The sequence below is a fragment of the Marinomonas sp. G8-14 genome (genome assembly GCF_055808935.1).
Genome location: NZ_CM147891.1, coordinates 1169124 through 1194928 on the forward strand (window position 1 = coordinate 1169124; position 25805 = coordinate 1194928).

The window sequence follows — 25805 nt, forward strand, 5'->3', positions numbered from 1 at the left end:
CCTATAGTAACGTCCAGACTCAGCTTTAACAATAATTCAGGGACGTAAAGCCGGAGTAAATTCGCAAGAAAACGCATTCGGGGGGATTTTTTGCTTCGCTCTTGGTAAGCTATTCTTATTTAACACATTTCGTTAATCACAGAGAGTAGCATTATGACAATCGAAATTGGACAAATTGCGCCTGATTTTAGCGCCAAAGATCAAAATGGCGAAACCATCACTTTGAGCCAATTTAAAGGCAAAAAAGTGGTGCTGTACTTTTACCCAAGAGACGCAACACCTGGCTGTACCGCTCAGGCCTGTGATTTGCGTGACAATTATCAAGCATTGTTAGATCAAGGCTATGTCGTTCTTGGGGTAAGTACCGACACAGAGAAGAAACACCAAAACTTTATTGCCAAATACAATTTGCCGTTTCCACTGATTGCCGATACCGAAAAAGAGGTACACGAGCTATATGGGACTTGGCAATTGAAAAAATTCATGGGAAGAGAATCAATGGGAACCGTTAGAACCACATTTATCATTGATGAAAATGGCGTCATTAGTGATGTCATTAGTAAGGTAAAAACAAAGGCTCATGCAGAACAAATACTAAAATAAAGCATTCAGAGTGGGACGCCATTATGCTCGCGTCCCACTTTTTCTTGTCTGAATTCTTAATACGTTAAATGCCGCCGCGAATTTCCGATCTCACCTCATCACGATAAAAATCGGCCAGCAACACATGCAGCTCTTTGCTCAATGGAGGCAGTGAAGACGCCGCCGCATTACGAACAACTTGTGAGGAACGACTGGCTCCGGCAATAATACTAGACACCTGAGGTTGATCTAAAATCCAGCGCAGTGAGACATCAAGAATATTCTGCCCTTCAGGTAATTTCGTCTTTAATGATTCCACTAACGCCACACCTTTTTCAAACGGAATGCCGTTAAAAGTTTCGCCCACATGAAACGCTGCGCCATCTTTGTTATAAGAGCGATGATCATGCTCATCAAATTGATGATGGCTGGACATTTTGCCTGACAACAATCCGCTTGCTAAAGGCAAACGTACTATGATGCCAACATTATTCTTTTCGGCTAATGGCAAAAGCGACTCAACGGCATCTTGACGAAATACATTGAACAAAATTTGTAAGCTGGCCATTTCAGGATGTTCACAGCAAAACCTTGCTTCGTCTAACATTTCTACGCTGGCACCAAAATGCTTAATAATGCCCTCTTGCTTAAGATCTTCCATCCAAGCAAGGATATCACCATCAAACAGTACCTCTCTTGGTACACAATGTAATTGCGCCAAATCGATACTATCAACTCCCAACCGTTTCGCAGACTCTTGCAGACTTTTTTTCACTGCTGCCTTGCTGTAACCGTTTGGGTATAACGCGGCATTTCGTCCCACTTTTGTGGCAATAATGGGCGGCTTAGCTAAGGCTTTACGCCATTCTCCAATTCGCTGCTCACTGATTCCGCCACCATATACATCCGCAGTGTCAAAAAAACGAATTCCCTCAGCCATCGCCGTTTGCAATATCTGCTCAGCGTCTTTGTCTTCTAAAGGGCCGAAGTCGTTACCCAGTTGCCAACAACCTAAGCCAATTTCTGATACTTCAAAGCCTGTTTTTCCTAACACTCTCGTTTTCATACATCCTCCTCAGTGAGATCTAATAACCCATAACACTACTATACGAGCCTTTTTACTGTTTATAATTATCAATCCATTAAATGCATTGTTTATTAAGGCTTAACAATATGAACGCCAACTTCCCAGAAGGCATACCCGAGTTTTTGGCCGTGGTAGAGACACAGAGCTTTTCAAAGGCAGCCGAACAACGCAATCTGTCACGTGCGAGAATATCGCAAATCATCAGTGGATTAGAAAAACACATGGGCGTTCAATTGCTCTATCGCTCCACGCGCTCTCTGTCTTTGTCTCCCGCAGGCGAGACCTTTTACCAACTTTCTCGCCAAGGCATAGATCAGTTGGAACATGCGGTTCAATCCGCGCAAAATGCTCACGCCAGTATCAGTGGGAAAATTCGCATAAACTCAGTTGGAGGTTTGTTTGGTGAAGCCATACTCGCACCGATCATGATTCGCTTTATGATTGACAATCCGCAAATAGAAATTGACCTGAGCTTTTCCAGTACTCGGGAAGATCTAATTGAGGCGCAATATGATTTGGTGGTCAGAATGGGAAGCCTATCCAACTCTAACCTAGTTGGTCGCAAGTTAACTCACTATACGAATCATCTCGTGGCTAGCCCAGACTATTTAAAATCCATGCCTACACTGAAGAGTCCGAAAGACTTATTAGACCATGCATTAATCAATGGCTCGGTGAAAAGATGGTCTTTTACACACACCACCACCAAAGAGAAGTATGAGCCTCCCGTATTAGCAAAATTAACCTGTTCAAATGGTCATGTCTCCAAGCTGGCAACGCTCAATGGAGCCGGTATTTCCAGACAGCCTGCCTATTATGTAGAGCAAGAAATAGCGGAAGGATTACTCGTTAATCCTTTACCAGACTGGCAGCTATCCTCTTCTGACGTCACTTTGCTCTACCCTAAATCAAGAAATATCAGCTTAAGAGTGAAAGCCTTGGTGGACTATTTAATAGAAGCCTTTAACATAACCGCCGATTAATTCCATTGAAATAACCATAAACCAAACCACTCGCAAGGGTTCTTTATGCTAACAGCACTAGCAGGCGCACTTACTCCCATTCTATTACTGATTTGTTTAGGCTTTTTTCTCGGCAAAAAAACCAACTACCTAGAAAATCCGTCACTAGGCGCCCTAGTTTCCAATTTAGGCTTACCCGCTCTGCTACTTCATTCCGTACTGTCCATGCAGATGCAGATTTTTAGTATGCTAAAAATCATTGTAGCGACCACGATTGTCTTAGCACTGGTTAGTTTACTTTCTTATGGTTTTCTAAAGCTTCTCAAACTTCCGACACGGTTTTATTTACCACCATTGGTCAACCCCAATACGGGGAATTTAGGCATCCCCGTTGCGTACGCTTTATTTGGCGCGGAAGGAATGGCCATCGCGGTGGTGATTTCATCTGTCGTGCAAATAAGCCATTTCACATTAGGTGTTGGGTTTATGTCTGGCGCCTACCACCCCAAGCAAATCCTCAAAAATGGCCCTGTGATTGCGCTAATCGCTGGCGGTGTGTTGTTAAGTTTAAACGTAAGCCTGCCTACGCCTTTAATGAATACAATGAACATGCTCAGTCAAATAACCTTACCTATTATGCTCATGCTGCTTGGTAAATCCATCAGCAGCCTTACGATCAAAGAAAGCAACAAGATTAACCGAGCTATGTTGCTGTCGTTGTTCCGCCCTCTTGTCGGGGCATTATGTGCCAGTTTTGTGGTGATGTGGTTTCCCTTAAGCCAGCTAGAGGGTGCTGTACTGATCGTTCTTAGCACCATGCCCGTTGCTGTTATTAGCTACATGCTGGCGACTAAATTCAAAGGACCCGTGGATGAAATTGCACTCATGATATTGCTTTCACTGCCAATGTCGCTTTGTACAGTGGGTTTACTATGGTGGTTGTATATATGAATAACCTAAGATTTAAGCCAATCGATAAAAGCAGAAACTGGCGCTGTCGGCGCACGTTTTTTTGAGACAACAATGTGATAACCATGATCCGATTGTACGGCAAAGTCGGGCAGCGCAATCAAAACGCCACTTTGGATAAAATCATCCAGCAGTGGCGACCAACCAAGACCAATTCCCTGTCCAGAAATAGCCGCTTGAGCCAATAACGTATAATTATCAAATTCCATGACAGATTCTGAAGGTGTCCAATGTGAGCCATTGAGCTGGAATAAAAGATCCCAATCCATCCATTTTTGCCCCATATCTGCATTCAACTTTAGTAATGGCGCCTTTATCAAATCAGCAAGACCAGGAAAGCCACCAAACTCGGCATATAATTTCGGACTACACACCGGATAGACCACTTCTGGTAAAAGTTTTTCTGCCACATACCCTTGGTATTGCCCCTCACCAAACAGTACAGCCACATCGGCCTCAAGAGACGCCAAATCGACCTCGGATTGAGATGTGTGGATGCGAATATCAATATCTTTATGCAATCGTCGAAATTCAGGCAAGCGCGGCATCAGCCAAAAAGCGGCAAAAGCAAAATCCGTTGCGACAGAAATTCGTTGGGATTTGGGTTTTTGCTTTATTTTTTGTAACACCTCACGCAAATCTCGCAAACTCGACTGAGTCGTTTTTAGCAAAATATGCCCCGCATCGGTGAGCACAACACCGCGATATACCCGCTCAAATAAAGCGACACCCAGTGACGCTTCCAAGGCCTGTATTTGCTGGCTTACCGCTGGCTGAGTTGTACCTAATTCACGTGCCGCCGCCGTAAAACTTAACAACCTTGCTGCTGACTCAAAAACGACAAGTGATTGCAAAGGTGGAAGATCTGAATCTGATAACATAAGCTCAGCTTATCCCATGTATAAATTTTTAGTCAGTTTACAGCATTGTTTCCATAGCGCAATCTAGTGGACATCATAAGATTATTGAGCAATCCGTGTTCACTTATCTTACCTTCACTCCTTATCCATTAGAGAAAATCATGGCAGAAAAAAACCAAACATTCTTTTCATTATGGCAGATCAACTAGCAGCTTCTGCTCTACCCTTTTATGGACACCCTCTTGTTAAAACCCCAAACTTGAGTTCGCTCGCACAAAATGGTGTCGTCTTTGACTCAGCCTATTGCAACAGCCCACTTTGCGCCCCCTCTCGATATGTCCTTATGACAGGTCAACTGCCGAGCAAAATAGGCGCTTATGACAATGCCGCTGACCTTTCGGCTGATATTCCAACATTTGCCCATTACCTACGAGCACAAAACTACAAAACCGCCCTATCAGGAAAAATGCATTTTTGTGGCCCAGACCAACTGCACGGGTTTGAAGAGCGCCTTACTACAGACATTTATCCAGCCGATTATGGTTGGTTTCCAAATTGGGATGATGTAAAAACACGCCCTACTTGGTACCACAACATGTCTTCTGTCACTCAAGCTGGACCTTGTATACGCAGCAATCAGCTAGACTTTGATGATGAAGTCGTATTCCACGCACAACGTTACCTATACGACTATGTAAGACGGGAGCAAGATCGTCCTTTTTGCTTAACGGTATCCATGACACACCCTCACGACCCATACGCCATTCCGCCCGAATACTGGGACAGATATGAGGACGCTGAAATCGATCTGCCGAAAATCACTATTAAAAAAGAAGACCAAGATCCTCATTCTGCTCGCTTGCAAAACGTGTATGACTATTACGCTCAAGATTTAAGTGAGCAACAGATCCGTAACGCTAGACACGCCTATTATGGTGCCATCAGTTATGTCGATGATAAAATTGGTATGCTACTCAAAACGCTGAAAGAAACAGGCCTCGATGACAATACCATTATTGTCTTCTCTGGCGATCATGGCGATATGTTAGGCGAACGCAACCTTTGGTATAAAATGTCCTTCTTTGAAGGGTCTGCTCGTGTCCCCATGATCGTTCATGCCCCCAATCGCTTTACCGCAAAACGGGTTAAAGAGTCGGTTTCCACCATAGACTTATTGCCCACTTTCCTTGAAATGGCAACGGGCACTTCCAATCATGAATATGCCATGCCAATACAAGGCCGAAGTTTAATGCCACACATTCAAGGCAAAAGTGGCGCTCACGATGAAGTAATTGGTGAATATTTTGGCGAAGGCGCCATAGCGCCACTGCTAATGATACGAAGAGCGCAATATAAGTATGTCTACTGTCACATCGATCCAGAACAGCTCTTTGATCTCGACAACGACCCCAATGAATTAGTAAATCTTGCGACTAACCCAGAATATGCTGATTTACTCCGAAGCTTCAAAAAAGAAACATTAGCGCGTTGGGATTCGGACGCTCTTACCCAAGACGTAGTCATCAGCCAGCGTAGACGTCGATTAATTGTAAGCGCCATGAACAAAGGCAAAAAAACAACATGGGATCATCAACCCATGTTCGATAGCAGCGAAATGTATATGAGAAATCACATCGACCTCGATGATTTGGAAAGTCGATCTCGCTTCCCTAAAGTTGAATAAACCAAATACATAAAAAAGCTACATCACAAATAGGAGCACACCAATGAAGAAAGCACTTCCTTTTAGTGTCGCAGGACTAAAAAGCCTAGGGATAGCCAGCCTACTGATTGGCAGTAGTTTCGCCATATCTGCCGCACCTGAGCAATGCAAAAAAGTGACGTTTAGTGACCCTGGTTGGACTGATATAGGTGCCACAAATGGCATCGCTATCACCCTTTTAAAAGCCATGGGATACGATACGCAAGTATATTTACTCAGCGTGCCAGTTGGATTTGAAGGCTTAAAAAACGCAGAAATAGACGCCTTCATGGGGAACTGGATGCCCGCACAATCCACTTTTATTGATAAATACAAAGACAATGTAGACGTGGTCCGCACCAATTTAGAAGGTGTAAAATTCACCTTAGCCGTTCCAACATACGTTTTCGACGCAGGCGTCAAAGACTTCGCCGACCTGCATAAATTTGGCAAAGAATTTCATCAACGAATCTATGGTATTGACGCAGGCGCACCAGCCAATCAAAAATTGCAAAATATGATAGACAACAACGACTTTAGCTTACAAGACTGGAAAGTAGTAGAGTCAGGCGAACAAGCCATGCTCTCTCAAGTGGCAAGAAGTGTAAAACGTGACAATTTTATCGTGTTTCTTGCCTGGGAGCCCCATCCAATGAACGTAAATTTTGACCTAAAATATCTAACAGGTGGCGACGAGTATTTTGGCCCTAATTATGGTGGTGCAACCATTCAAACCCTAACTCGTAAAGGCTATGCAGATGAGTGTCCTAATGTTGGCAAACTATTAAGTAACCTCGAATTTAGCCTAACAATGGAAAACGAGATCATCGACTCAAATGAAAAGCCAGAACAAGCAGCGGCAAATTGGATCAAGGCTCACCCAGAAGTACTTGAAAAATGGCTGCAAGGCGTGTCTACCTTTGAAGGAAATCCTGCATTGCCGGTCGTAAGAAAACAACTGAACATCCAATAAACCCATGCCTTTAAAACAAAAACCGCCTGTTTTTTAACAGGCGGTTTTTTGTTTTACATAAGTGAACCAAAGCAACGTTTGAATAAAAAGCTACTGACGTGTTAAACGGTCATTCCCCAATACTAGAGGCATTGTTGAGCGATAAGGATTGATATCCAAACCGCCACGTCTTACATAACGCGCATAAACGGTGAGATTCTCAGGCTTACATTGGCGCATGATATCAATAAAAACTCGCTCAACGCATTGCTCATGAAAGTCCGTATGTTCACGAAACGAAATAACATATTTCAACAAACTTTCGTGGTGAATTTTAGGCCCTTTATAATCAATAAAAACCGAGTCCCCAATCAGGTTGATTGGTAACCGGACAATTGGATTTTAAAAGATGACTCACCAAACGCTCTTCAACCATCCCCATGGTCTCGTCAGTTGTCAACAAGCTCGCGTTAGGATGATATTCCGATACATCAACATCTAACTCATCCACACAGTAGTCAGGTGTTAACACTACCAAAGAGGCCATCGAATCAACGTCTCGAATAATCACGGTCACTGTCGCCCCTGCGGCGGCAGATAAATCCTTTTCAAGAATCGCCTGCACCACTTCAGCAGACTCATAACGCATTTGATTCAATGAATTCAAATACAATTTAAACGATTTAGACTCAATAATATTTGGCGAGTCACAAGGCAAACGAAATTCGGCCAAAGCAACGATCGGCTTACCTTTTAAGTTTAACCATGACAATTCATAAGCATTCCAAACGTCCTCACCATAAAATGGCAAGCGCTCAGATTCAATCCCCATTTCAGTCCATTTGTCCACTCTCGCAATGGGAAAAAGCAACCCTGCATCATACTCAGAAACATACTCTGTTTGCTGACCTAAGGGTAAAAAGCCCATATACATTACCTCAATTTCTAATACCTTTGCCCTGATTGAGCAAACGCAGACCAAAACCAAACAACACCACAATAAAAACACTAACAATCACCAGCGCCCAATACACATTAATATCAGAAACGCCTAATACGCCAAAGCGAAATGCATTCACCATATATAAAACTGGGTTTAACAAAGAAACCGACTGCCAAAAGTCTGGCAATAAATCAATCGAGTAGAACACACCACCAAGATAGGTTAACGGCGTCAAAATAAAAGTGGGCACAATAGAAACATCGTCAAAATTTCTCGCATAAATGGCATTAACAAAGCCACCGAGAGAAAACATAATGGCCGTCAAACACACTACTAAAACAGTTAAAAACAAATTTTCTAATGCCAAATGCGTAAAAAACAACGACAGCACGGTGACAATTAAGCCAACGCACAACCCTCGCGCTACACCACCTAATGTATAACCGAGTAATATTACCCAATTTGGGGTAGGTGATACCAATAACTCTTGCACACTATGCTGGAATTTTGCAGAGAAAAACGATGACGAAACGTTTGAGTAAGAGTTAGTAATGACAGACATCATAATCAGGCCTGGCACAATATACTGCATATAACTAAAACCGCCCATCTGCCCGATTCGATCACCGATCAAATTGCCAAAAATAGCAAAGTATAATGTCATCGTAATGGCAGGAGGCAATAATGTTTGTGGCCAAATTCGAGTAAAACGACGAATCTCTCTCACTAAAATCGTATAAAATGCGACCCAAATTTCCGAATTTTTCATCTATCTAGCCTTTAATTAATTTAACGAAGAGCCTCTTCGAGTCGATTAGACTTATTGCGCATGCTAACAACATTAATCGATATGGCATCCAACGCTTTAAAAATAGCGTTGATTGATTGCCCCTTAACAACTTCAACCTCTACTGAACTTGCATCTTTACCTACCACAACACTAAAACCGGGTAAAGACCAACCAGTCGGTAAGCATGAATCCAAATCCAGAATAAACGTCTCTTGATTCAGAGTTTTCAATAACGCTTTCACACTGGTATTTTCGACAATTTCTCCTGCATTGATAATCGCAATATTACGACATAACTGCTCAGCTTCCTCTAGGTAATGCGTCGTTAAAATAATCGTCGTGCCTTGCTCGTTTAATTTTTTAATGAACTCCCACATAGAACGACGCAACTCAATATCCACGCCAGCTGTAGGTTCATCTAAAATAAGTACCTCAGGCTCATGTATCAAGGCCCTCGCTATCATTAACCGCCTCTTCATTCCTCCAGACAGCATACGGGATTGATCATTTCTTTTATCCCAAAGATCAAGCTGCTTTAAATATTTCTCAGCCCTCTCCTCAGCAACGGAACGACTTATTCCATAGAAACCGGCTTGAGTAACAACCACATTAAAAACAGTTTCAAATACATTAAAATTAAATTCTTGTGGTACCACACCTAAGTATTTTTTTGCTCTGGCAAAATCTTCATCAATATCTGTACCAAAAATAGAAACACTACCTGATGTTTTATTCACCAAAGAGCACAAAATACCTATAGTGGTAGACTTACCAGCGCCATTTGGCCCCAATAACGCAAAGAAATCTCCCTTTTCAACTTTTAAATCGATACCTTTTAACGCCTCAAAACCACTTCCATAGCGTTTTTTAAGGTCACTAATTTCGATTGCATATGTCATAATTGAAGTTCTCGTACGGCAATGCCGACTAAAATAGTTACTTACTTGAATAGGTTTTTATTACGTGGAATCACGCACACAATACATACTTAACGCTTTTGCTGATTTGCGTCAGCGCATTGCAGAACATGCTCCTTTTAACCAACCAGAACTGGCTGAAGAAGAATTAGACTTCTTAGAAACATGGGACCAACTAATAAAAAACATACAGAATACCTCCCACGACTACAGCTTTGATGCCCAAGAAGTATTATCACGCTTCATACGTTGCTACGCAAACCTAGTCCCGCTGATCAAACGGGAACTATTGTGGTTTGTCGGCGGAGAATGCTTACACTTTTTAGGTGATGAGGAAATTGCGCTTTATCAACAGCTGGAAGAACACCTTTATGATCTAGATAGCCAAAATAAAAGCTACGATATTCAGGAACAAATCAATATATTACGCGGCGTAACAACCCAAATTCATTAGCTATAGTTAACGAAAACGGTCGGTGATAGACCGACCGTTATTACCCCAAAAAGAACAAAGCCAAATTGCTCTTAAGATAACGATTTCAAGATATTTTCTTAAACACCAAGGTACCGTTTGTACCACCAAAACCAAACGAGTTATTTAAAACAACGTCTATTTTGCGTTTTTGCGGGGTTCCTGGAACATAATTTAAATCGCAACCCTCACCTGGCTCTTCTAAGTTAATGGTAGGTGGAGCAACTTGATCACGAATGGCTAATATCGAAAAAATCGACTCAACCGCGCCGGATGCCCCCAATAAATGCCCTATCATGGACTTAGTGGAGCTGATAGCAACATCAGATGCATCCGCCCCCATCACAGCCTTAACGGCCTGAGTCTCAGCTAAATCACCAGCTGGAGTAGATGTACCGTGAGCGTTTATATAATCGATATCCAACGGCTCTAGCTTAGCGTCTTTTAATGCTGCCCTCATAGCCGAAGCTGCACCCTCTCCACCTTCTGGTGGCGCTGTCATATGATAAGCGTCATCACTCATACCAAAGCCAGCCAATTCAGCGTAGATTTTTGCTCCACGTGCTAGGGCATGCTCGTATTCTTCTAGCACCAAGATACCGGCACCGTCTCCCATGACAAAACCATCACGATTTTTATCCCATGGACGACTTGCTGTTTTATAATCATCATTTCGCGTCGACAGTGCTCTAGCAGCACCAAAGCCACCAATACCAAGTGGCGTAATCGCCATTTCAGCGCCACCGGCAATCATCACATCAGCGTCACCATATGCAATCATACGGCCCGCCATACCAATGTTATGTGTACCAGTGGTACAGGCAGTCACAATCGATATATTGGGGCCTTTAAAACCAAAACGAATCGCAACATGACCTGAAATCATATTAATAATCGCGCCTGGAACAAAAAAAGGAGAAATACGCTTTGGACCTGATTCATTCAATAGCTCTAGATTTTTCTCAATCATTGGTAAGCCACCAATGCCAGAACCTATCGCACAACCAACTCGGCTTAAATTCGCCGTATCGGAATTAAGATTAGCATCATCCAAAGCCTGCACGGCAGCAGCGATACCATACTGAATAAAAAGATCCATCTTGCGGGCTTCTTTCACGCTCATATACTGAGTCGCATCAAAACCAGTTACTTGTGCCGCAAAACGAGTGGAAAATTGGCTTGCGTCAAAAGAGGTGATCTCCGATACACCACTTTTACCTTCCAATATGTTATCCCACGTATCTTTCACATTATTGCCAAGGGGTGTCACCATTCCCATTCCTGTGACTACAACCCGACGACGAGACATAAGATTTCTCCAGCAATTCGCCCTCAACTCTCAGGGCTATTAATAAGAAAAGCCGCTGTAACGAATACAAGCGGCTTTTCGGAAAACTCAGTTCACCAATATATTACAAGTTAGCGTTGATGTAGTCGTTCGCTGCTTGTACGGTAGTGATTTTTTCAGCTTCTTCATCAGGAATTTCAGTATCAAATTCCTCTTCAAGAGCCATTACAAGCTCAACTGTATCTAGGGAATCTGCACCTAGGTCATCAACAAAAGATGCTGAAGCAACAACATCTTCTTCTTTAACGCCTAGTTGTTCACAAACGATTTTTTTAACGCGTTCTTCAATGCTACTCATTAGAAGTTCCTACTCTACTCATTAACAGCTCAGTGTGAGCATATTATAAAATTCGATCACCTAAAAGGCGTGATTCTCGACATGAACCGGAGATGTATTTTCGTTGAATTAAACATAAAATTCAACTCAAATTACGACATATACATACCGCCATTGACATGTAATGTCTCTCCGGTGATGTAAGCGGCGCCATTTGACGCCAAAAACGCGACTGCCGCCGCAATTTCTTCTGGTTGACCAAGTCGTGATGAAGGCACTTTTTCAACCAATTTGGCTTTATGCTCCTCAGGTAAGACCTTAGTCATGTCGGTTTCAATGAACCCTGGTGCAACACAATTCACTGTGATACCACGAGACGCAATTTCTGCTGCTAGAGAACGGCTAAAACCTTCTAGACCTGCTTTTGCTGCAGAATAATTCGTTTGCCCGCCGTTGCCCATAGAGCCAACAACCGAGCTGATGCTAATAACACGGCCAAACTTTGCTTTAGTCATGCCGCGCAAGCAAGCTTTTGTAACACGAAATACAGACGTTAGATTCGTATTTACTACTTGATCCCACTCCTCTTCTTTCATCCGCATCATGAGGTTATCACGAGTAATACCCGCGTTATTTACCAAAATAGTTGGCGCCCCAAACTCTGCTGTAATCTCTTTTACAACAACATCAACTGATTCGCTTGATGATACATCTAGCACCCAACCTTTACCATTAACGCCAAGGTATTCACTAATACTTTGCGCACCAGACTCACTCGTTGCTGTACCAATAACAGTCGCACCTTGCTCAACTAGAGCGACAGCAATCGCTTTACCAATACCGCGAGTAGCGCCTGTTACCAGAGCCACTTTTCCTTCAAGACTCATGCTTGTCTCCAACAATATAGTTTGAATCGAATACTTTTCGAACAAATAAAAACTCTATTTACGCAGGTAAAGCCGCTTCAAAGCCAGCTAGATCACCAAGCGAAACAGTTTCCAAACCTTTAACAATGCGTTTATTCAAGCCACTAAGCACTTTACCAGGACCACACTCTATTGTAGAGGTCACACCCAATTCAGCCAGCAACATAACGGATTGCGTCCACAATACTGGCTCGCTCAACTGAGACACAAGATTGGCTTTGATCACGGCAGGATCTGATACTGCCTGAGCGGTAACATTTTGCACCAAAGTGCAAGAAGGCGAATGAAACGTAATTGTTTCAAGTTTTTCCGCCAACTTTTTACCCGCTGGAATCATTAACTCGCAATGCGAAGGCACACTAACAGGCAACGGCAGTGCTCGTTTAGCACCCGCTTCTTTCGAATTCACCATAGCCGCTTCTACCGCAGCAACATGACCAGCAATAACCACCTGACCAGGAGAATTGAAATTGACCGCACTCACGATCCCAGGCGCAGCGTCGCATGCAGCCACGACCTTATCATCGTCCAGACCAATAATTGCAGCCATTGCTCCTTCACCTGCTGGCACCGCTTGCTGCATGTATTCACCGCGTAATTTAACAAGTTCTACAGCATCAGTAAACGCTATTACGCCCGCACACACTAAAGCAGAATATTCTCCAAGACTGTGGCCAGCAACATACGCAGGCTTTTCACCACCCTGCTGCTCCCACAAACGCCACAAAGCAACACTTGCGGTCAAAAGCGCAGGCTGTGTTTTGTCTGTTTGGCTCAATTTCTCTGCGTCGTTTTGCACAAGATCCCACAAATCGTAACCAAGCACAGCAGATGCCTGTGCGAACGTTTGCTCTATTACATCATGTTTTTCTGCCAAATCCGCCAACATTCCCAATTGCTGAGAACCTTGCCCTGGAAAAACAAAAGCTAATTTACTGCTCATTTAATCTCCTGACTCTAAAGCTTCATTACAAAGACGCGTTTCAATCGCTGAATACAAATTCGCTCGCGCAATATCGATACCATATTCTATCGCGCCTACCATAGCCGGCAAATCAGAACGACCATGACCCTTTACCAAATTGCCACGCACACCCACAAGGCAGGCCCCATGCCTACGCTCAGTTTGGTAAAAAGTCTCAAATAACGAGGACGCCCCTTCTGCTTTTTTAAATTTGTTCATCATAAAGGAAAGCAGACCCTCAGATGCCTTTAATACGGCATTCCCAACCATGCCATCGCAAACAATGACATTTTTCTCCCCTTCAAATAGCTCTGTGCCTTCCGCATACCCAAGATAAGTCGGCCACACTTTACTGGCTAAAAGCCTATTTGTCTCTCGAATAACCGCACTCCCCTTAGAGCTTTCAACACCGACGTTCAACAGACCAACTTTTGGAGCCTCACCACTCAAAGCTTCAACATACGCTGCACCAAGCTCAGCAAAACCTACTAACATAGATGGCGGACAATGAACATTCGCTCCCAAATCCACCAAACATCGAAGTGGATTAGAATAAAGTTCTCTAATTAAAGCCGGATAAAGTTTAGGACGCAACACCCCCAACAAATGACGAGCAAGCGCCACCATAGCACCTGTATTGCCTAAGGTGACAACAACATCCGAAGACCTATTCACTAAGGCATTCAAAGATTGGTAAAGCGTACTATTGCGACGACGAAATAAAGACAAAACAATTTCTTCATCTCCATCAATCACATCGGAGCAAGCAATCAAAGACAAACGTTTATGAGGCTTAGGAAGATCCAAACCAGAATGAGGGGAATAATACACAGTAATGACGACATCTTCATGGCGAGAAAGAATCTCTATTGCACCGTCAAATGCAATGCGGGGACCTAAGTCCCCGCCCATAGCGTCTAAAGCTACCCTGATCATGGGTATCTTAGTTACTCACCTTTAGGGGTGATAACTTGACGACCACGGTAGAAACCATCAGCAGAAATGTGGTGACGACGGTGAATCTCACCAGTAGTCTTTTCTACAGAAAGAGTTGGACCAGTCAAAGCATCGTGAGAACGGCGCTGGCCGCGACGTGAACGAGTTACTTTACTTTTTTGTACTGCCATTTTTGGAGCTCCTAACTTTACTTGGCCTTTAATTGGGCCAATATACTAAATGGATTCGGTTTTTCGTCATCCGGTGCGTCATCGGTAGACGAGGCATACTTTACAGCTGTTGGGTTGCAACCACTTTCTTCGTGATAAGCGACAATGGGTAAGGCAAGTATAATTTCTTGCTCTACCATATCTGCTAAAATTACTTCACCATCGGTCATGACAACAGGATCGTAATTGTACGGTAGGTTTTTCGCATGGTCTTCGTCGTAGACGAACCCCAAGGATAAATCCAACGCTAGATCATGTGTAACGGCTCCCATACAACGCTGACAAACAACTTGTACTTGAGCGGTTAATAATCCAGTAGCAATGTAACGCCTATCCTCATCAACTCTAAAGTCTAGATGAATAAAAGCATTACCCTCATCAGAGGCTAATATAGCACAAAGCTCCTTAAATTCATTAAGGGGCAAGTACCCTTCGAACGCTTGCTCATTGCTTGCGTATTTTCGAGGGTCAAAATATTTAGGTAACGTATCATTCAACATGGCGGGGGATAATATTGCTAAGGACCCATTTTGTCAAAGTCTAACTGCCCTTAAAGCACTTTTTTCTCTTTTTTACGCCAATGGAAGCAAAAAAAAGTAAAATACACTCTCATTTTATTAAAACGATGAAAAAACAATGCCAAATAAACTCATATTAGGGTCCTCCTCACCCTACCGAAAAGACCTTCTCAAACGCTTAGGCGTCCCCTTTGAATGCCACTCCCCCAACATTGACGAAACCCCGTTACACCCAGAATCTGCTGTTGATTTAGTCAAGCGCCTAAGCATTGCCAAAGCGTTTGCTGTGGACCGTGAACGACGGGGGACGGATCACACACCCAATGGGATCATTATCACCTCTGATCAAGTGGCCGTTTTAAATAATAAAATTTTAGGCAAACCTCACACCGTAGACAATGCGATAAGTCAACTAAGTCGTTTTAGCGGTAAAAAAGTCAGTTTCCTAACAGGGTTATGCGTATTTAATCAACAAGACCAGTCGTATCAATATACACTAAGCGAATATCACGTTTATTTTAGAACGCTTACTCTCAATGAAATTCGCCAATACGTTTTACTTGAGCAACCACTTGATTGCGCTGGAAGCTTTAAATGTGAAGGCCTAGGTGTCTGCTTATTCGATAAAATGGAAGGAGACGACCCTAACAGCCTTATTGGGTTGCCATTGATATCACTCTCACGTCTGTTGCGTGAGACTCGACATCAACCCAATAGGCTAAAGACTAAATGGCGTAAAGACCGTTAATACCCTTTTGGAAATGAAAAATAACTCGACGTCGGCGATTCCAAACCGTCAATCGCCTTGAGAGCCACTTCGTAACCAAAATCAATCAACTCCTTTGCCCGCCAAAACTCATAAAAGCCTGAAATATCTTTTGGCATAGAAATAAGCAAGTCAGGCGGGTAGCCAGCCAACTTGTATTGCGTAAGGGACTCCTGCATGGTTTCAAACATCATATTAATTGTTTGAAGACGCCCCCAGCTTTCAGGTGAATACTTGGGCTTTTCCTCCAAATCGTCGCCTTTTTCTTTTACAAAAAAACCTTTCGCGTTCAACCACCAAGCAGGCGCACTAGACGTTGCCTCAGGCGCGTCTTCTAACATACCTTCCGCTGGCCCATTCAGATCCACCGCAATAATATAATCCGCTCCAGCAGGCACAGAAGGGATAATAGGCAGCGGATTCAATACCCCACCATCAACGTACATTCGACCATTTAACGGCACAGGCGACACTATCGAAGGAATGGCGGATGAGGCCCGCATTGCACTGATCAGATCTCCTCGCTGAAACCAAAACTCTTTTTGATTCAACAAATCGACCGCAACAGACGTGTAGTCTATCGGCAAAGACTCAATCACAGGCGTTCCTATCATACTTTGGACCTTTTCAAAGAAACGGTCGCCCTTTATGTAACCACCATTCAAAAAGGACATATCCAACAAACGCAACACACTCACCCGATCTAACGATTCAGCCCACTCACGATACTCAGGCAGTTTACCTGCCGCAAAAACACCGCCGACGATAGCGCCAATCGAGCAACCCGAAATACTAATAATCTCATAGCCGCGCTCTTCAATGGCCTGAATAACACCAATATGCGCATGACCACGCGCTGCTCCACTACCCAATATCAGAGCAACTGTTTTTTTCGAGTTCACCAATACCCCCTATGGACGTACATAAACAAAGGACACACGATTAATACCAAGTGATTCACGACCTAAATCCGCCAAATTAACAAAACGAACCCTATCCTTAAACCTATCCCCTAAACCCGCTTGCATAATAGAAATAAGTTGATCACCAGACTCAAGCGCACTCAATCCAGCGGTTTTTTGACTCGTCACAAAACCGACTAAGTTTTGATCAGCCGATAATGCACTAACAAAGCGTCGTATCCTGGGGATATCTTGAACGTCCATTTGAGCCACTATCTCAAATTCAGTTCCGTTTGCTCGCGCCGACTTCACTTCATCCAAGCGAACCATGACATCGCCAGCACCACGACGGTTTATGTACAAGACTTGATAAATATCTTGTGGATTTTTGACCACTAACAAAAATTGACTTTGATCTGGGCCATAAAGAAGGTAGTCACCGAAAAAGTTATTCGCCCATGCATTACTGCTACCACAGCTACGACTATCGCACTCAAATAAGACCATTCGACCATCAACCGCCATTTGTGTGCGGTAGTGTGCATAAACATCAGACAACACCGCATTACGATGAATCTTATAGAGTGATGAGAAAAGATCACCTTCCACCCGCTCAACACTCTCTGGCTCCCAACCGCTTCCGGCGCGACTTATTTTGCCAAGCGGTATTTCAGTAAACTGCCCTGTTTGCGAGTTACTCTTCACCAACTGAGCATCTCGGTATGGCTCTATCCCTAAAATCCCAGCCGTCGAGAAGCCACTAAAAAAAGCCAATAAAGAAAATGACACCACACGTAACGTAAGCATATAACCTTCCTTTCACCCAATCCGGGATGGATAACTTTGCACAATACCAAACAACAAAGACACCCTATTAATTTAGATCGATAAATCGATGAATTTCCGTCGCAACAGCAAAACATGTTTCAGGTTCGAGGTGAAAATGATGATTACCGTCAAGCCATTTGAGCTTTATCCATGGAAACTGAGCCGCACGCTTTTCAACTAGGTTGCGATCATTTTGATAAATACCAGACTTAGCAACCAGAGCTAAGGTAGGACACTTAATCTCTTGAATGAAAGCCTCAACACCCTCTTCATCCATGCGAAATGGGGACGGAAACGTCAGTTTAGCATCGTGTCGCCACACCCAGGCATCGTCCACATTTTGTTTAGCACCACGATCTACCAAAATTTTCGAAGCCGATTTAGACAGCTGGGTAAAACCCTCCATTCGCGCAAGCACCATGTCCTCTTTCGTTAGATAGCTGGTTTCTCTGCCTAAACGAAATTTAGCCATTTTATTGACAGCCCTTTGCAACGTCACTACACGATCAGCAGGTGTTCCCGTCAAAGGCCCCATATTATCTAACACAATTAGGCCTCGGACTTTGTCTGGCGCAATGGCCGCGACCAACATCGCTACCGCCCCTCCCATACTGTGCCCGATTAACCACACGCTCTGTTTAGACTGGTTCAATATAGACACCACATCTAAAACATAATCCCACAGGTGATAAAAACTTCCTGCTGGCCGATGCAAAGACAGACCATGCCCTGCGAGATCTAACGCGATATGGGAGAAATCAGACAAATGAGGAGACAAATTAGAAAAGCTCGCTGCGTTATCAAGCCAGCCATGCAAGGACAAAACTTTAAAAGCGGATGAATTTTTAGGCAGCCACTGCAACCCAGCTATTTCCGTGTGCGCAAGCTTATAAACAATATCATTTCCCATATTTGCTCTTTACCAATCCAAAAAATTTACTTCAATCATTCATGATGGCGAAAAACACCAACGAAATTGGCAACAGGCCCCAGCAAATAACTCCCCTTCAACCGAGGCCAAAGTCCCAGTAGTCATAGCGAAATTGATAGGTAAAGGCTGATCCACCAAATAATCCACAAATTGATGAGAAAACGGTTGGTGCGTAACCAATAAAATTGACTCATAAGGCAGATCATTTAACCATAACGCCACATCAATTTTTTGGCCATTAGGAGTAATGAAAGGGCAATCTTTCATTTCAACCGAAGTATCTAGACTGGCTAAAAAAGTCTTTGCCGTTTGCTGAGTCCCGAACATAAGGACTCACGAAAACCACATCAATTGCCTCACCTCGTTCACGAAATGCTTGTGCCGCCATTTTTACCTCAGCCACTCCAAGCTCAGTAAGCTCACGACTTTCATCATGAGCATAACCATATGGCTGGGCATTGCCGTGGCGTAAAACATAGAGACGCTTAAGCTTCCTCATCCACACCTTCCGAGGGCCAAGGTTGAAATGGAAAAGGCTTTTCTTCTGACTGGAAAGACAAAAAAGAAAATATTTGACCAATAAAAGCGGTAACACTGTTTAGCCAAGAAGACAGCATGATAGGCTCATGTTTTGAACCTAATTTGACCAAGCTCACTAGCAACAGCAAAATACCAAACACAGTCACCGCAATATTTAGCACAACCCAATACAGCAACATGAAAATTACCCGAAACCAAAAACCTTGATCAGCATAACCTGGCTTAGACATTGTCATTCTCCTCGTTTGTCGCAAATTCGACATCCCATTTTTGCTCCCCCGTCATCATTGAACCAATCAACGACTCCAACTGGGCATTTTCAAACAATAATTTAGACAAACCCTCAGCAAGCGGCATATAGAAGCCCATGCTTATGAGCTTCATCAACCACCATTTTTAAAGTATTCACCCCTTCAGCAACCTCGCCAAGTCCCCCAACGGCTTCGTCCAAATTATGACCGGAACCAATAGCAAAACCTACTCGATAGTTTCGACTCAACGGCGAAGTACAAGTCGCAATCAAATCCCCCATTCCTGCCAGTCCGAGAAACGTCATTGGATTTGCACCAAAATGCACAGCAAATCGGCTCATCTCAGCCAGACTGCGCGTCATAATCATCGACATGGTGTTCTCCCCTACATTGAGCGCTTTGGCAAGACCACACACAATCGCATAAATATTTTTTAGAGCGCCCGCTAATTCAACCCCCTTACTGTCTTTGTTTTCATATACACGAAACGTCGGGGATTTGAGTAATTCAATCACTCTACGGCGAACTTGATCGTCCGCACTGGCAATAACTGTTCCAGTCATTTGACCTGCGGCTATTTCTTTCGCCAAATTCGGACCACTCAGAACACCAATCTTTTGCGTTATAGGGTTTCGACGCAAAACATCACTCATAAGTTCAAAACGATTTGGATTAAATCCCTTTGTGGTGCTAATTAATATTTTATCTGCCGTCAACAAAGGTTCAATGCGCTGCACAACTTGTTCAAAAGATTTGGACGGAATTGATACAAAAACAGTATCACTGTCTCGAATGGCTTGCTCTAAATTACTGGTTGCTAACAATTCTCGATGCAAAGGCGCATTAGGCAAATAACGACTATTCAAGCCGGTTAAATTAATCTCTTCCACCTGCTCTTCATTACGCATCCACTGGCTCACCTGATGGCCATTTTTCGCCATAATATTCGCCAAAGCCGTACCAAAACTACCACCACCCAATACACATACAGAATGCTTCATATTGACTATTTCTCTTTAAAAATATCGTCCAATTATAAAAAAATGAACCAAACTAAGACGAACAGCTTACTTCTAATGATCTACCCCATTCTGGCGATCTTTGCGCAAGACTGTCGGATTCTGGATGTTCATCAAAAGGATGAGTAAGCACATGCAACAAACGTCGAAAGGGCAAGTAATCTCCTCGTTCAGCGGAAAGAATTGCCTCATGTGCCAAATAATTCCTGAGTATAAACTTCGGATTAACCGCCAACATAGAGGCATTCACCTGAGACCAGGCATACACACTTTTGATCCGCGCAGCCTCATATTGCGCAAGCCAAACTGACATTTTTTCGCGATCAACCACCTCATCTAATATAGGCGTGTAAACGCCTTGCTCAAGATGACTCAACAAACGGAAAAAAACATTATAATCCATTTTTTCTGATGCCAATATTGACAACAATGACGGCAATAAAGCATGAACATCATGCGCTGAATCTAACCCCATCTTACTCATCATCAGAACATCGTAATGAGACTGCAACTCTGGCTCATAACATTGCAAAATGGCAATAAGCTGATCGCGCTCAAGGTGTTTTGAAAAGCAACGCATCAAACAGTTAAGATTCCATAAACCCACACCAGGCTGCCGAGAAAAGGCATAACGCCCCTCGTGGTCAGAATGATTGCAAACCCAATCGGGTTCATAATCCTCCATAAAACCATAAGGACCGTAGTCAATCGTCTCTCCGGTGAACGAGAAATTATCGGTGTTCATCACGCCATGTTGAAAACCAACAGATTGCCACTTCGCCATTATTCTAGCGGTACGCTTAACCACTTCAATCAACATACTTTCTAGGGGAGACTCAGCGGCCAAACACTCGGGGTAATAGTGTGTAAGACAATATTCAATAAGCTGATCCAGCTCCGCCTGCTTACCTTGATAAAAAAAGTATTCAAAATGACCGAAGCGGATATGACCTTGCGCAACTCTTAATAACATCGCCCCCGCCTCTGGCGTTTCTCGATACACAGCTTCTCTGCTGTCGTAAAGCGCTAAAGCGCGAGACGAAGGGATAGAGAGCGCCGTCATGGCCTCACTGGCTAAGTATTCACGAATACAAGAACGCAACACAGCACGACCATCGCCTCGACGAGAATAAGGTGTCGGCCCAGCCCCTTTCATGTGCAAATCATACAAAAGGCCATCTTGACCACGAACCTCACCTAACAAAACGCCTCGACCATCTCCTAGTTGAGGCGAAAAGCCACCAAACTGGTGACCGGCGTACACCATGCTTAGACTGAGCGGCAATGCGTCTTCGCCACTCAAAATGCGTTTGGTTTCAGTGGATTTAATATCAATGGACAGAAAAGAAGCGAGCGATTGATTAAACTCTACCAATCGCTGCTCAAGAAGTGGCTGGACAAGGGTTTTCGAAGAAAACGCCTCCCCCAGACTGGCAAAATGGTGCTCTAAATTCATTTTATCTCACTTAAAAATTAAGCGATCTTTATAGCGAGGTATCAACCATGTACTCACAGCGAATGCTCTCGCCCACAACCCTTTCAATTTCAGGGATCATGAACGCATCGTCCTCGCTCGCAAAACTGACCGATTTGCCCGTTTCACCACCGCGGCCAGTACGGCCGATGCGATGCACATAATCTTCAGGGTCTTCCGGTAATGAATAGTTAACAACGAGTTCTACGTTATCAACATGAATACCACGACCTGCAACATCCGTTGCCACCAGCACCTGAATGATACCCTCTTTGAAGTTGTTTAATGTCTTAACTCGCTTATCTTGAGCCACTTCGCCAGATAAGATCGCACAGTTGATGTTTGCTTTACGTAGACGCTCGTATAAATCACGCGTTTCATCACGACGATTAGCAAAAATAATCGTACGCTGACCGCCATTTTCATTAATCAGCTGTTTTAAAACGGGCCATTTTTGATCCGCTTCAACCGTATAAATCACCTGATCAATGTTCTGATTGGTGGCTTCTTTTGGCACCACAGAGACTTCTTTTGGAAAATACGTCCATTGCTGCGCAAGCGCCTGAATGTCTTTCGGGAAAGTCGCACTAAATAGCATGGTTTGCCTTAATTCTTTATGCGGCGTCATACGAATAATACTTTTTACATCAGGAATAAAGCCCATCGACAGCATACGGTCGGCTTCATCCAACACCAAACATTCCACTTTACCCAATTGCACCTTACGGCTGCGCGCGAAGTCCAACAAACGCCCTGGTGTCGCCACCAAAATATCAACATTTTCGGTTTCCAAGGCGATCTTTTGCTTTTCGTAACTCAATCCGCCGACCAAAGTCACCACATTCAAATGGCAGTTTGATGTCAGCTTTACCGCTTCATCCGCAATTTGAATGGCCAGCTCACGAGTAGGCGCAATAATCAAACCGCGAGCAACGTTATTAGGACGCTTCTCTTCAAGGGGATAATCCAGAAAATCACTGATCATCGCTATCAAAAATGCAGCCGTTTTACCCGTTCCAGTTTGGGCCTGTCCGATAATGTCATAACCCAGTAAGGTCATAGGCAGAGTTTCAGCTTGAATTTCACTGCAATACTCAAAACCCATTTCCGCGATAGACTTAATCACACGATCAGGTAGATTTAAATCATGAAAGCGCAACTTTCCATCTACCTTAGCAACCGGAAAATCCTCTATGGACCAAATAGCATTTTTTCCACTACCCGTCGTCACGGCTTCATGACCAACTTGGGTATTGGATTGAACTCCATTTTGAGCCTCATCATTATTTCTTGGTCGCTTGTTTGGGCGACGGGTGCGTTTTGGTTTTGTGCTAATTTCTGATGGTGCTTCTTGAATTTGGTTTTCCATATTGGAATCTTTACGCTTCTATGTTTTGAGGTTAATGATCTTTGCAAAGAGTGTACCTAATTGGTAAAGCTTTATCACCCCTTGCTTACGCTTTGTCAGTCTATTGATACTTATAAGGTGGCAAGCTGTTAATTAATTGCGACCCATAACGCTTGGTGCGCAATCGCTTATCTAAAATATGTATTTCACCAGCGTCTTGTTCACTTCTCAGCAGCCTGCCTGTGGCTTGAACTAAACGCAATGAAGCGTCGGGAATGGTGATCTCCATAAACGGGTTGCCACCACGCTTTTGTATCCATTCAGCCAGAGTGGCTTCAACGGGGTCGTCCGGCACAGCAAAAGGAATCTTCGCAATATATACGCAGGTTAAGTACTTTCCTGGCAAGTCTACACCCTCTGCAAAGCTTGCCAATCCGAGCAACAAGCTGCCTTTACCCTCATCAATACGCGCTTTATGAGAATCCAAAATGACGCGCTTGGATTGCTCTCCTTGCATCAACAAGATTTCTTGCAGCTTAGAAGACAAAGACTGCGCCACTTCTTCCATTTGCCGACGAGACGAAAACAACGCCAAACTGCCTTTCTCAACATCAACATGCTCGTTCAAGTAGGTAATGATCTCAGCGGTATGCTGCTCTACTCTATTGAGGCTCATTCACCATATTGGGCACAATCAGCAAACCATTTTTTTGAAAGTCAAACGGACTCAATACCCGTAAATATTCACTTTCATAGGGCACTCCAGAGCGCATATTAAAACGATGGAACTGGTTAAGAGCGGTCAGCGTTGCAGAGGTCACCACCGCACCAAAACACTTATCCCATAATTGTTGTCTTAATGTATTCGCGGCAAGAATAGGCGAACCGCCCAATTCAATATCTTGCTCCATCCCCTGGCCGGATAACACCAACCAACGAGCATTTGGGGGAAAGTTCTGATCATCAACAGCAGAGTATAATCGCCACAAACCAACACATTGCTCTAAGCGACCAAGAATAACACCCAAAATAGGCTGCCACGTTTCGGCGGTTTCAGGCGTCACACCCATCCCTTCATTTTGTTTTGTCTTCTTGCATTCGTCCTGAATACTTTCAATATTGTTAAATAACTTTTGATAAGACGTTTGCAAGCTATAAGCCAATTGCCGCAATTCGTCTGGAATTTGACCAAACTCGAAGCGATGCTGATTATTATCTTGATCCAACCCCAAGCCTTGAATATAAGGCGCTAAACCTTGCTGCGCATATTGAATAAAGTTCACAATACTCTGTATTTGCTGAGGTATCTTTAATAAAAGCTGGCCGGTGACGCTCACGTCATCCGTTAACTCTTGTTTTAAATTCACTAAGTTTTTTTCTAACTGGCGCAACCAAGTAATACTTTGTTGCAAACGCACTTCATGGCGGAAATGCCCGATCGCTTTATCCGGCAGGTGATGCCCTTCATCAAATACATATATTGTATCTTTTGGTGGCGTCAAAATAGCGCCGCCCCCCAATGACAAATCAGCGAGCACAAGGTCATGATTGGCTACAATAACATCCGCCACTTCGATCTCGGCACGCGCCTTAAAAAATGGGCAGGCGGAGTAATTCGCACAATTACGATTTGTACATTGTTGATGATCGGTCGTTAAGCGTCGCCAATCTTGATCACGAACGATACCTGCCCAGTTGTCTTTATCGCCGTCCCACTCACCTTTTTGCAAAGCAGCGTCCATTTCTTGATAAAGCACGGTATTAATATCATCTGAATGAAGATGTTGTTCAAAAAGACCTGCGAACATATCGTCCATTGCTTGCTCTTCAGAATTGAGAAAACCTTCCAGATTATTCAAACACAGGTAACGTCCACGCCCTTTGGCAAGCGTGTATTTAAAGCTAAGCTGGGTGTGCTCTAACAGATCTGGCAACTCTTTGTGTAAGATTTGCTCTTGCAGCGCGACAGTGGCAGTGGAAATAATTAATTTTAACCCTCGCGCTTTGGCAATTGGAATAGCAGCCAGGCAATACGACAAGGTTTTCCCCGTCCCCGTTCCTGCTTCAATCACAGCAACATGCTTTTCTCCTAATCGCTCACCCTCTGAGCCGCGATTAATGTTACCCAAGGTTCGCGCGATCGCAGCAATCATTTGACGCTGTCCAGACCTTGGTTTATGGGACTTGGCATCCAAAGAAGCTCGGTATGCAAGTTGAATTTGTGTTTTTAGTTCATCTGAAAGCATTTATATCATTGAGTATCGTTAAGAATGCTGTATATAATAACAGTTACTGTATAAACAACCAGACA

27 protein-coding genes and 3 pseudogenes are annotated in these 25805 nt (G+C 43.6%); 7 read left to right on the forward strand and 23 right to left on the reverse strand.

Annotated features, from left to right (window positions below):
• Positions 1–153 precede the first annotated feature (153 nt).
• Positions 154–603 (forward strand): thioredoxin-dependent thiol peroxidase, encoded by a 450-nt coding sequence (bcp, locus tag AC0L6V_RS05925; protein ID WP_265221056.1) that lies wholly within the window; start codon positions 154–156, stop codon positions 601–603.
• Between the two features lie 64 nt (positions 604–667).
• Here bcp and AC0L6V_RS05930 read toward each other — a convergent pair whose 3' ends face one another.
• Positions 668–1648, reverse strand: a complete 981-nt coding sequence (locus AC0L6V_RS05930; RefSeq protein WP_265221055.1) for an aldo/keto reductase — start codon at positions 1646–1648, stop codon at positions 668–670.
• Between the two features lie 107 nt (positions 1649–1755).
• Here AC0L6V_RS05930 and AC0L6V_RS05935 point away from each other — a divergent pair, with 107 nt between their 5' ends.
• A complete protein-coding gene (locus AC0L6V_RS05935) occupies positions 1756–2652 on the forward strand; it encodes a LysR family transcriptional regulator (RefSeq protein ID WP_418138844.1) in 897 nt (298 codons plus the stop codon).
• Between the two features lie 45 nt (positions 2653–2697).
• Positions 2698–3582 (forward strand): AEC family transporter, encoded by an 885-nt coding sequence (locus AC0L6V_RS05940; protein ID WP_265221053.1) that lies wholly within the window; start codon positions 2698–2700, stop codon positions 3580–3582.
• A gap of 5 nt (positions 3583–3587) precedes the next feature.
• Here AC0L6V_RS05940 and AC0L6V_RS05945 read toward each other — a convergent pair whose 3' ends face one another.
• Positions 3588–4481 (reverse strand): choline sulfate utilization transcriptional regulator, encoded by an 894-nt coding sequence (locus AC0L6V_RS05945; RefSeq protein ID WP_265221052.1) that lies wholly within the window; start codon positions 4479–4481, stop codon positions 3588–3590.
• A gap of 160 nt (positions 4482–4641) precedes the next feature.
• Between AC0L6V_RS05945 and betC the strand changes: the two genes are divergently transcribed.
• Together betC and choX are read left to right on the forward strand one after the other, a co-directional pair.
• Positions 4642–6144, forward strand: a complete 1503-nt coding sequence (betC, locus tag AC0L6V_RS05950; protein WP_418139072.1) for a choline-sulfatase — start codon at positions 4642–4644, stop codon at positions 6142–6144.
• A 43-nt stretch (positions 6145–6187) separates the two neighbouring features.
• The gene (gene choX / locus AC0L6V_RS05955) at positions 6188–7135 is read left to right on the forward strand and encodes a choline ABC transporter substrate-binding protein (protein ID WP_409419527.1); all 948 of its coding nucleotides are present in this window, start codon (positions 6188–6190) and stop codon (positions 7133–7135) included.
• Between the two features lie 90 nt (positions 7136–7225).
• Here choX and queF read toward each other — a convergent pair.
• The 3 genes and pseudogenes from queF to AC0L6V_RS05970 form a co-directional block, all read right to left on the reverse strand.
• A pseudogene (queF, locus tag AC0L6V_RS05960) lies at positions 7226–8042 on the reverse strand (NADPH-dependent 7-cyano-7-deazaguanine reductase QueF).
• A 10-nt stretch (positions 8043–8052) separates the two neighbouring features.
• Positions 8053–8826 carry an ABC transporter permease gene (locus tag AC0L6V_RS05965; protein WP_265221049.1) on the reverse strand — a complete coding sequence of 258 codons (774 nt, stop codon included), beginning with the start codon at positions 8824–8826 and terminating at the stop codon, positions 8053–8055.
• A 4-nt stretch (positions 8827–8830) separates the two neighbouring features.
• A pseudogene (locus tag AC0L6V_RS05970) lies at positions 8831–9746 on the reverse strand (ABC transporter ATP-binding protein).
• A 64-nt stretch (positions 9747–9810) separates the two neighbouring features.
• Here AC0L6V_RS05970 and AC0L6V_RS05975 point away from each other — a divergent pair.
• The gene (locus tag AC0L6V_RS05975; RefSeq protein ID WP_265221048.1) at positions 9811–10218 is read left to right on the forward strand and encodes a PA2817 family protein; all 408 of its coding nucleotides are present in this window, start codon (positions 9811–9813) and stop codon (positions 10216–10218) included.
• Positions 10219–10303: 85 nt separating this feature from the next.
• On the opposite strand, the gene fabF is transcribed toward AC0L6V_RS05975, so the two are convergent.
• The 7 genes from fabF to AC0L6V_RS06010 all read right to left on the reverse strand — a co-directional run bounded on the left by fabF (position 10304) and on the right by AC0L6V_RS06010 (position 15417).
• Positions 10304–11545, reverse strand: coding sequence for a beta-ketoacyl-ACP synthase II (gene fabF / locus AC0L6V_RS05980; RefSeq protein WP_265221047.1), 1242 nt, complete (start codon positions 11543–11545; stop codon positions 10304–10306).
• A gap of 103 nt (positions 11546–11648) precedes the next feature.
• Positions 11649–11882: an acyl carrier protein gene (acpP, locus tag AC0L6V_RS05985; RefSeq protein ID WP_012069834.1), complete on the reverse strand. Its 234-nt coding sequence runs from the start codon at positions 11880–11882 to the stop codon at positions 11649–11651.
• A 131-nt stretch (positions 11883–12013) separates the two neighbouring features.
• Positions 12014–12748, reverse strand: a complete 735-nt coding sequence (gene fabG, locus AC0L6V_RS05990; RefSeq protein WP_265221046.1) for a 3-oxoacyl-ACP reductase FabG — start codon at positions 12746–12748, stop codon at positions 12014–12016.
• 58 nt (positions 12749–12806) lie between these two features.
• Entirely contained in the window at positions 12807–13730 is a 924-nt protein-coding gene (fabD, locus tag AC0L6V_RS05995; protein WP_265221045.1) for an ACP S-malonyltransferase, read from the reverse strand.
• Entirely contained in the window at positions 13731–14687 is a 957-nt protein-coding gene (locus AC0L6V_RS06000) for a fatty acid synthesis protein (protein WP_265221044.1), read from the reverse strand. It abuts the gene before it with no gap.
• 11 nt (positions 14688–14698) lie between these two features.
• Complete coding sequence (gene rpmF, locus AC0L6V_RS06005) at positions 14699–14878, reverse strand: 50S ribosomal protein L32 (RefSeq protein WP_265221043.1); 180 nt, start codon at positions 14876–14878, stop codon at positions 14699–14701.
• Between the two features lie 17 nt (positions 14879–14895).
• On the reverse strand, positions 14896–15417 hold the full coding sequence (locus tag AC0L6V_RS06010) for a YceD family protein (protein ID WP_265221042.1): 522 nt from the start codon (positions 15415–15417) through the stop codon (positions 14896–14898).
• Positions 15418–15553: 136 nt separating this feature from the next.
• Between AC0L6V_RS06010 and AC0L6V_RS06015 the strand changes: the two genes are divergently transcribed.
• Entirely contained in the window at positions 15554–16183 is a 630-nt protein-coding gene (locus AC0L6V_RS06015; RefSeq protein ID WP_265221041.1) for a Maf family protein, read from the forward strand.
• Here AC0L6V_RS06015 and AC0L6V_RS06020 read toward each other — a convergent pair.
• The 11 genes and pseudogenes from AC0L6V_RS06020 to AC0L6V_RS06070 form a co-directional block, all read right to left on the reverse strand.
• Positions 16180–17103 (reverse strand): patatin-like phospholipase family protein, encoded by a 924-nt coding sequence (locus AC0L6V_RS06020; RefSeq protein ID WP_321160409.1) that lies wholly within the window; start codon positions 17101–17103, stop codon positions 16180–16182. The genes AC0L6V_RS06015 and AC0L6V_RS06020 overlap by 4 nt on opposite strands.
• A 9-nt stretch (positions 17104–17112) precedes the next feature.
• A complete protein-coding gene (locus AC0L6V_RS06025; protein ID WP_265221039.1) occupies positions 17113–17910 on the reverse strand; it encodes a DUF4892 domain-containing protein in 798 nt (265 codons plus the stop codon).
• Positions 17911–17977: 67 nt separating this feature from the next.
• Positions 17978–18841: an alpha/beta fold hydrolase gene (locus AC0L6V_RS06030; RefSeq protein WP_265221038.1), complete on the reverse strand. Its 864-nt coding sequence runs from the start codon at positions 18839–18841 to the stop codon at positions 17978–17980.
• A gap of 39 nt (positions 18842–18880) precedes the next feature.
• Positions 18881–19129 (reverse strand): hypothetical protein, encoded by a 249-nt coding sequence (locus AC0L6V_RS06035; protein ID WP_265221037.1) that lies wholly within the window; start codon positions 19127–19129, stop codon positions 18881–18883.
• Between the two features lies 1 nt (position 19130).
• Positions 19131–19361 carry a SixA phosphatase family protein gene (locus AC0L6V_RS06040; RefSeq protein ID WP_418138845.1) on the reverse strand — a complete coding sequence of 77 codons (231 nt, stop codon included), beginning with the start codon at positions 19359–19361 and terminating at the stop codon, positions 19131–19133.
• Positions 19348–19632, reverse strand: coding sequence for a DUF4389 domain-containing protein (locus AC0L6V_RS06045; protein ID WP_265221034.1), 285 nt, complete (start codon positions 19630–19632; stop codon positions 19348–19350). The genes AC0L6V_RS06040 and AC0L6V_RS06045 overlap by 14 nt, the downstream gene beginning before the upstream one ends.
• Positions 19625–20654, reverse strand: a pseudogene (locus AC0L6V_RS06050) (NAD(P)H-dependent glycerol-3-phosphate dehydrogenase). The gene AC0L6V_RS06045 and the pseudogene AC0L6V_RS06050 overlap by 8 nt, the downstream one beginning before the upstream one ends.
• A 52-nt stretch (positions 20655–20706) precedes the next feature.
• Positions 20707–22128, reverse strand: coding sequence for a protein adenylyltransferase SelO (locus AC0L6V_RS06055; RefSeq protein WP_265221032.1), 1422 nt, complete (start codon positions 22126–22128; stop codon positions 20707–20709).
• A 28-nt stretch (positions 22129–22156) separates the two neighbouring features.
• Positions 22157–23515 carry a DEAD/DEAH box helicase gene (locus AC0L6V_RS06060; protein ID WP_265221031.1) on the reverse strand — a complete coding sequence of 453 codons (1359 nt, stop codon included), beginning with the start codon at positions 23513–23515 and terminating at the stop codon, positions 22157–22159.
• 100 nt (positions 23516–23615) lie between these two features.
• Positions 23616–24170, reverse strand: coding sequence for a helicase C-terminal domain-containing protein (locus AC0L6V_RS06065; RefSeq protein ID WP_418138846.1), 555 nt, complete (start codon positions 24168–24170; stop codon positions 23616–23618).
• Positions 24157–25740 carry a DEAD/DEAH box helicase gene (locus AC0L6V_RS06070; RefSeq protein ID WP_418138847.1) on the reverse strand — a complete coding sequence of 528 codons (1584 nt, stop codon included), beginning with the start codon at positions 25738–25740 and terminating at the stop codon, positions 24157–24159. Before AC0L6V_RS06070 ends, AC0L6V_RS06065 begins: the two co-directional genes overlap by 14 nt.
• Positions 25741–25805 lie beyond the last annotated feature (65 nt).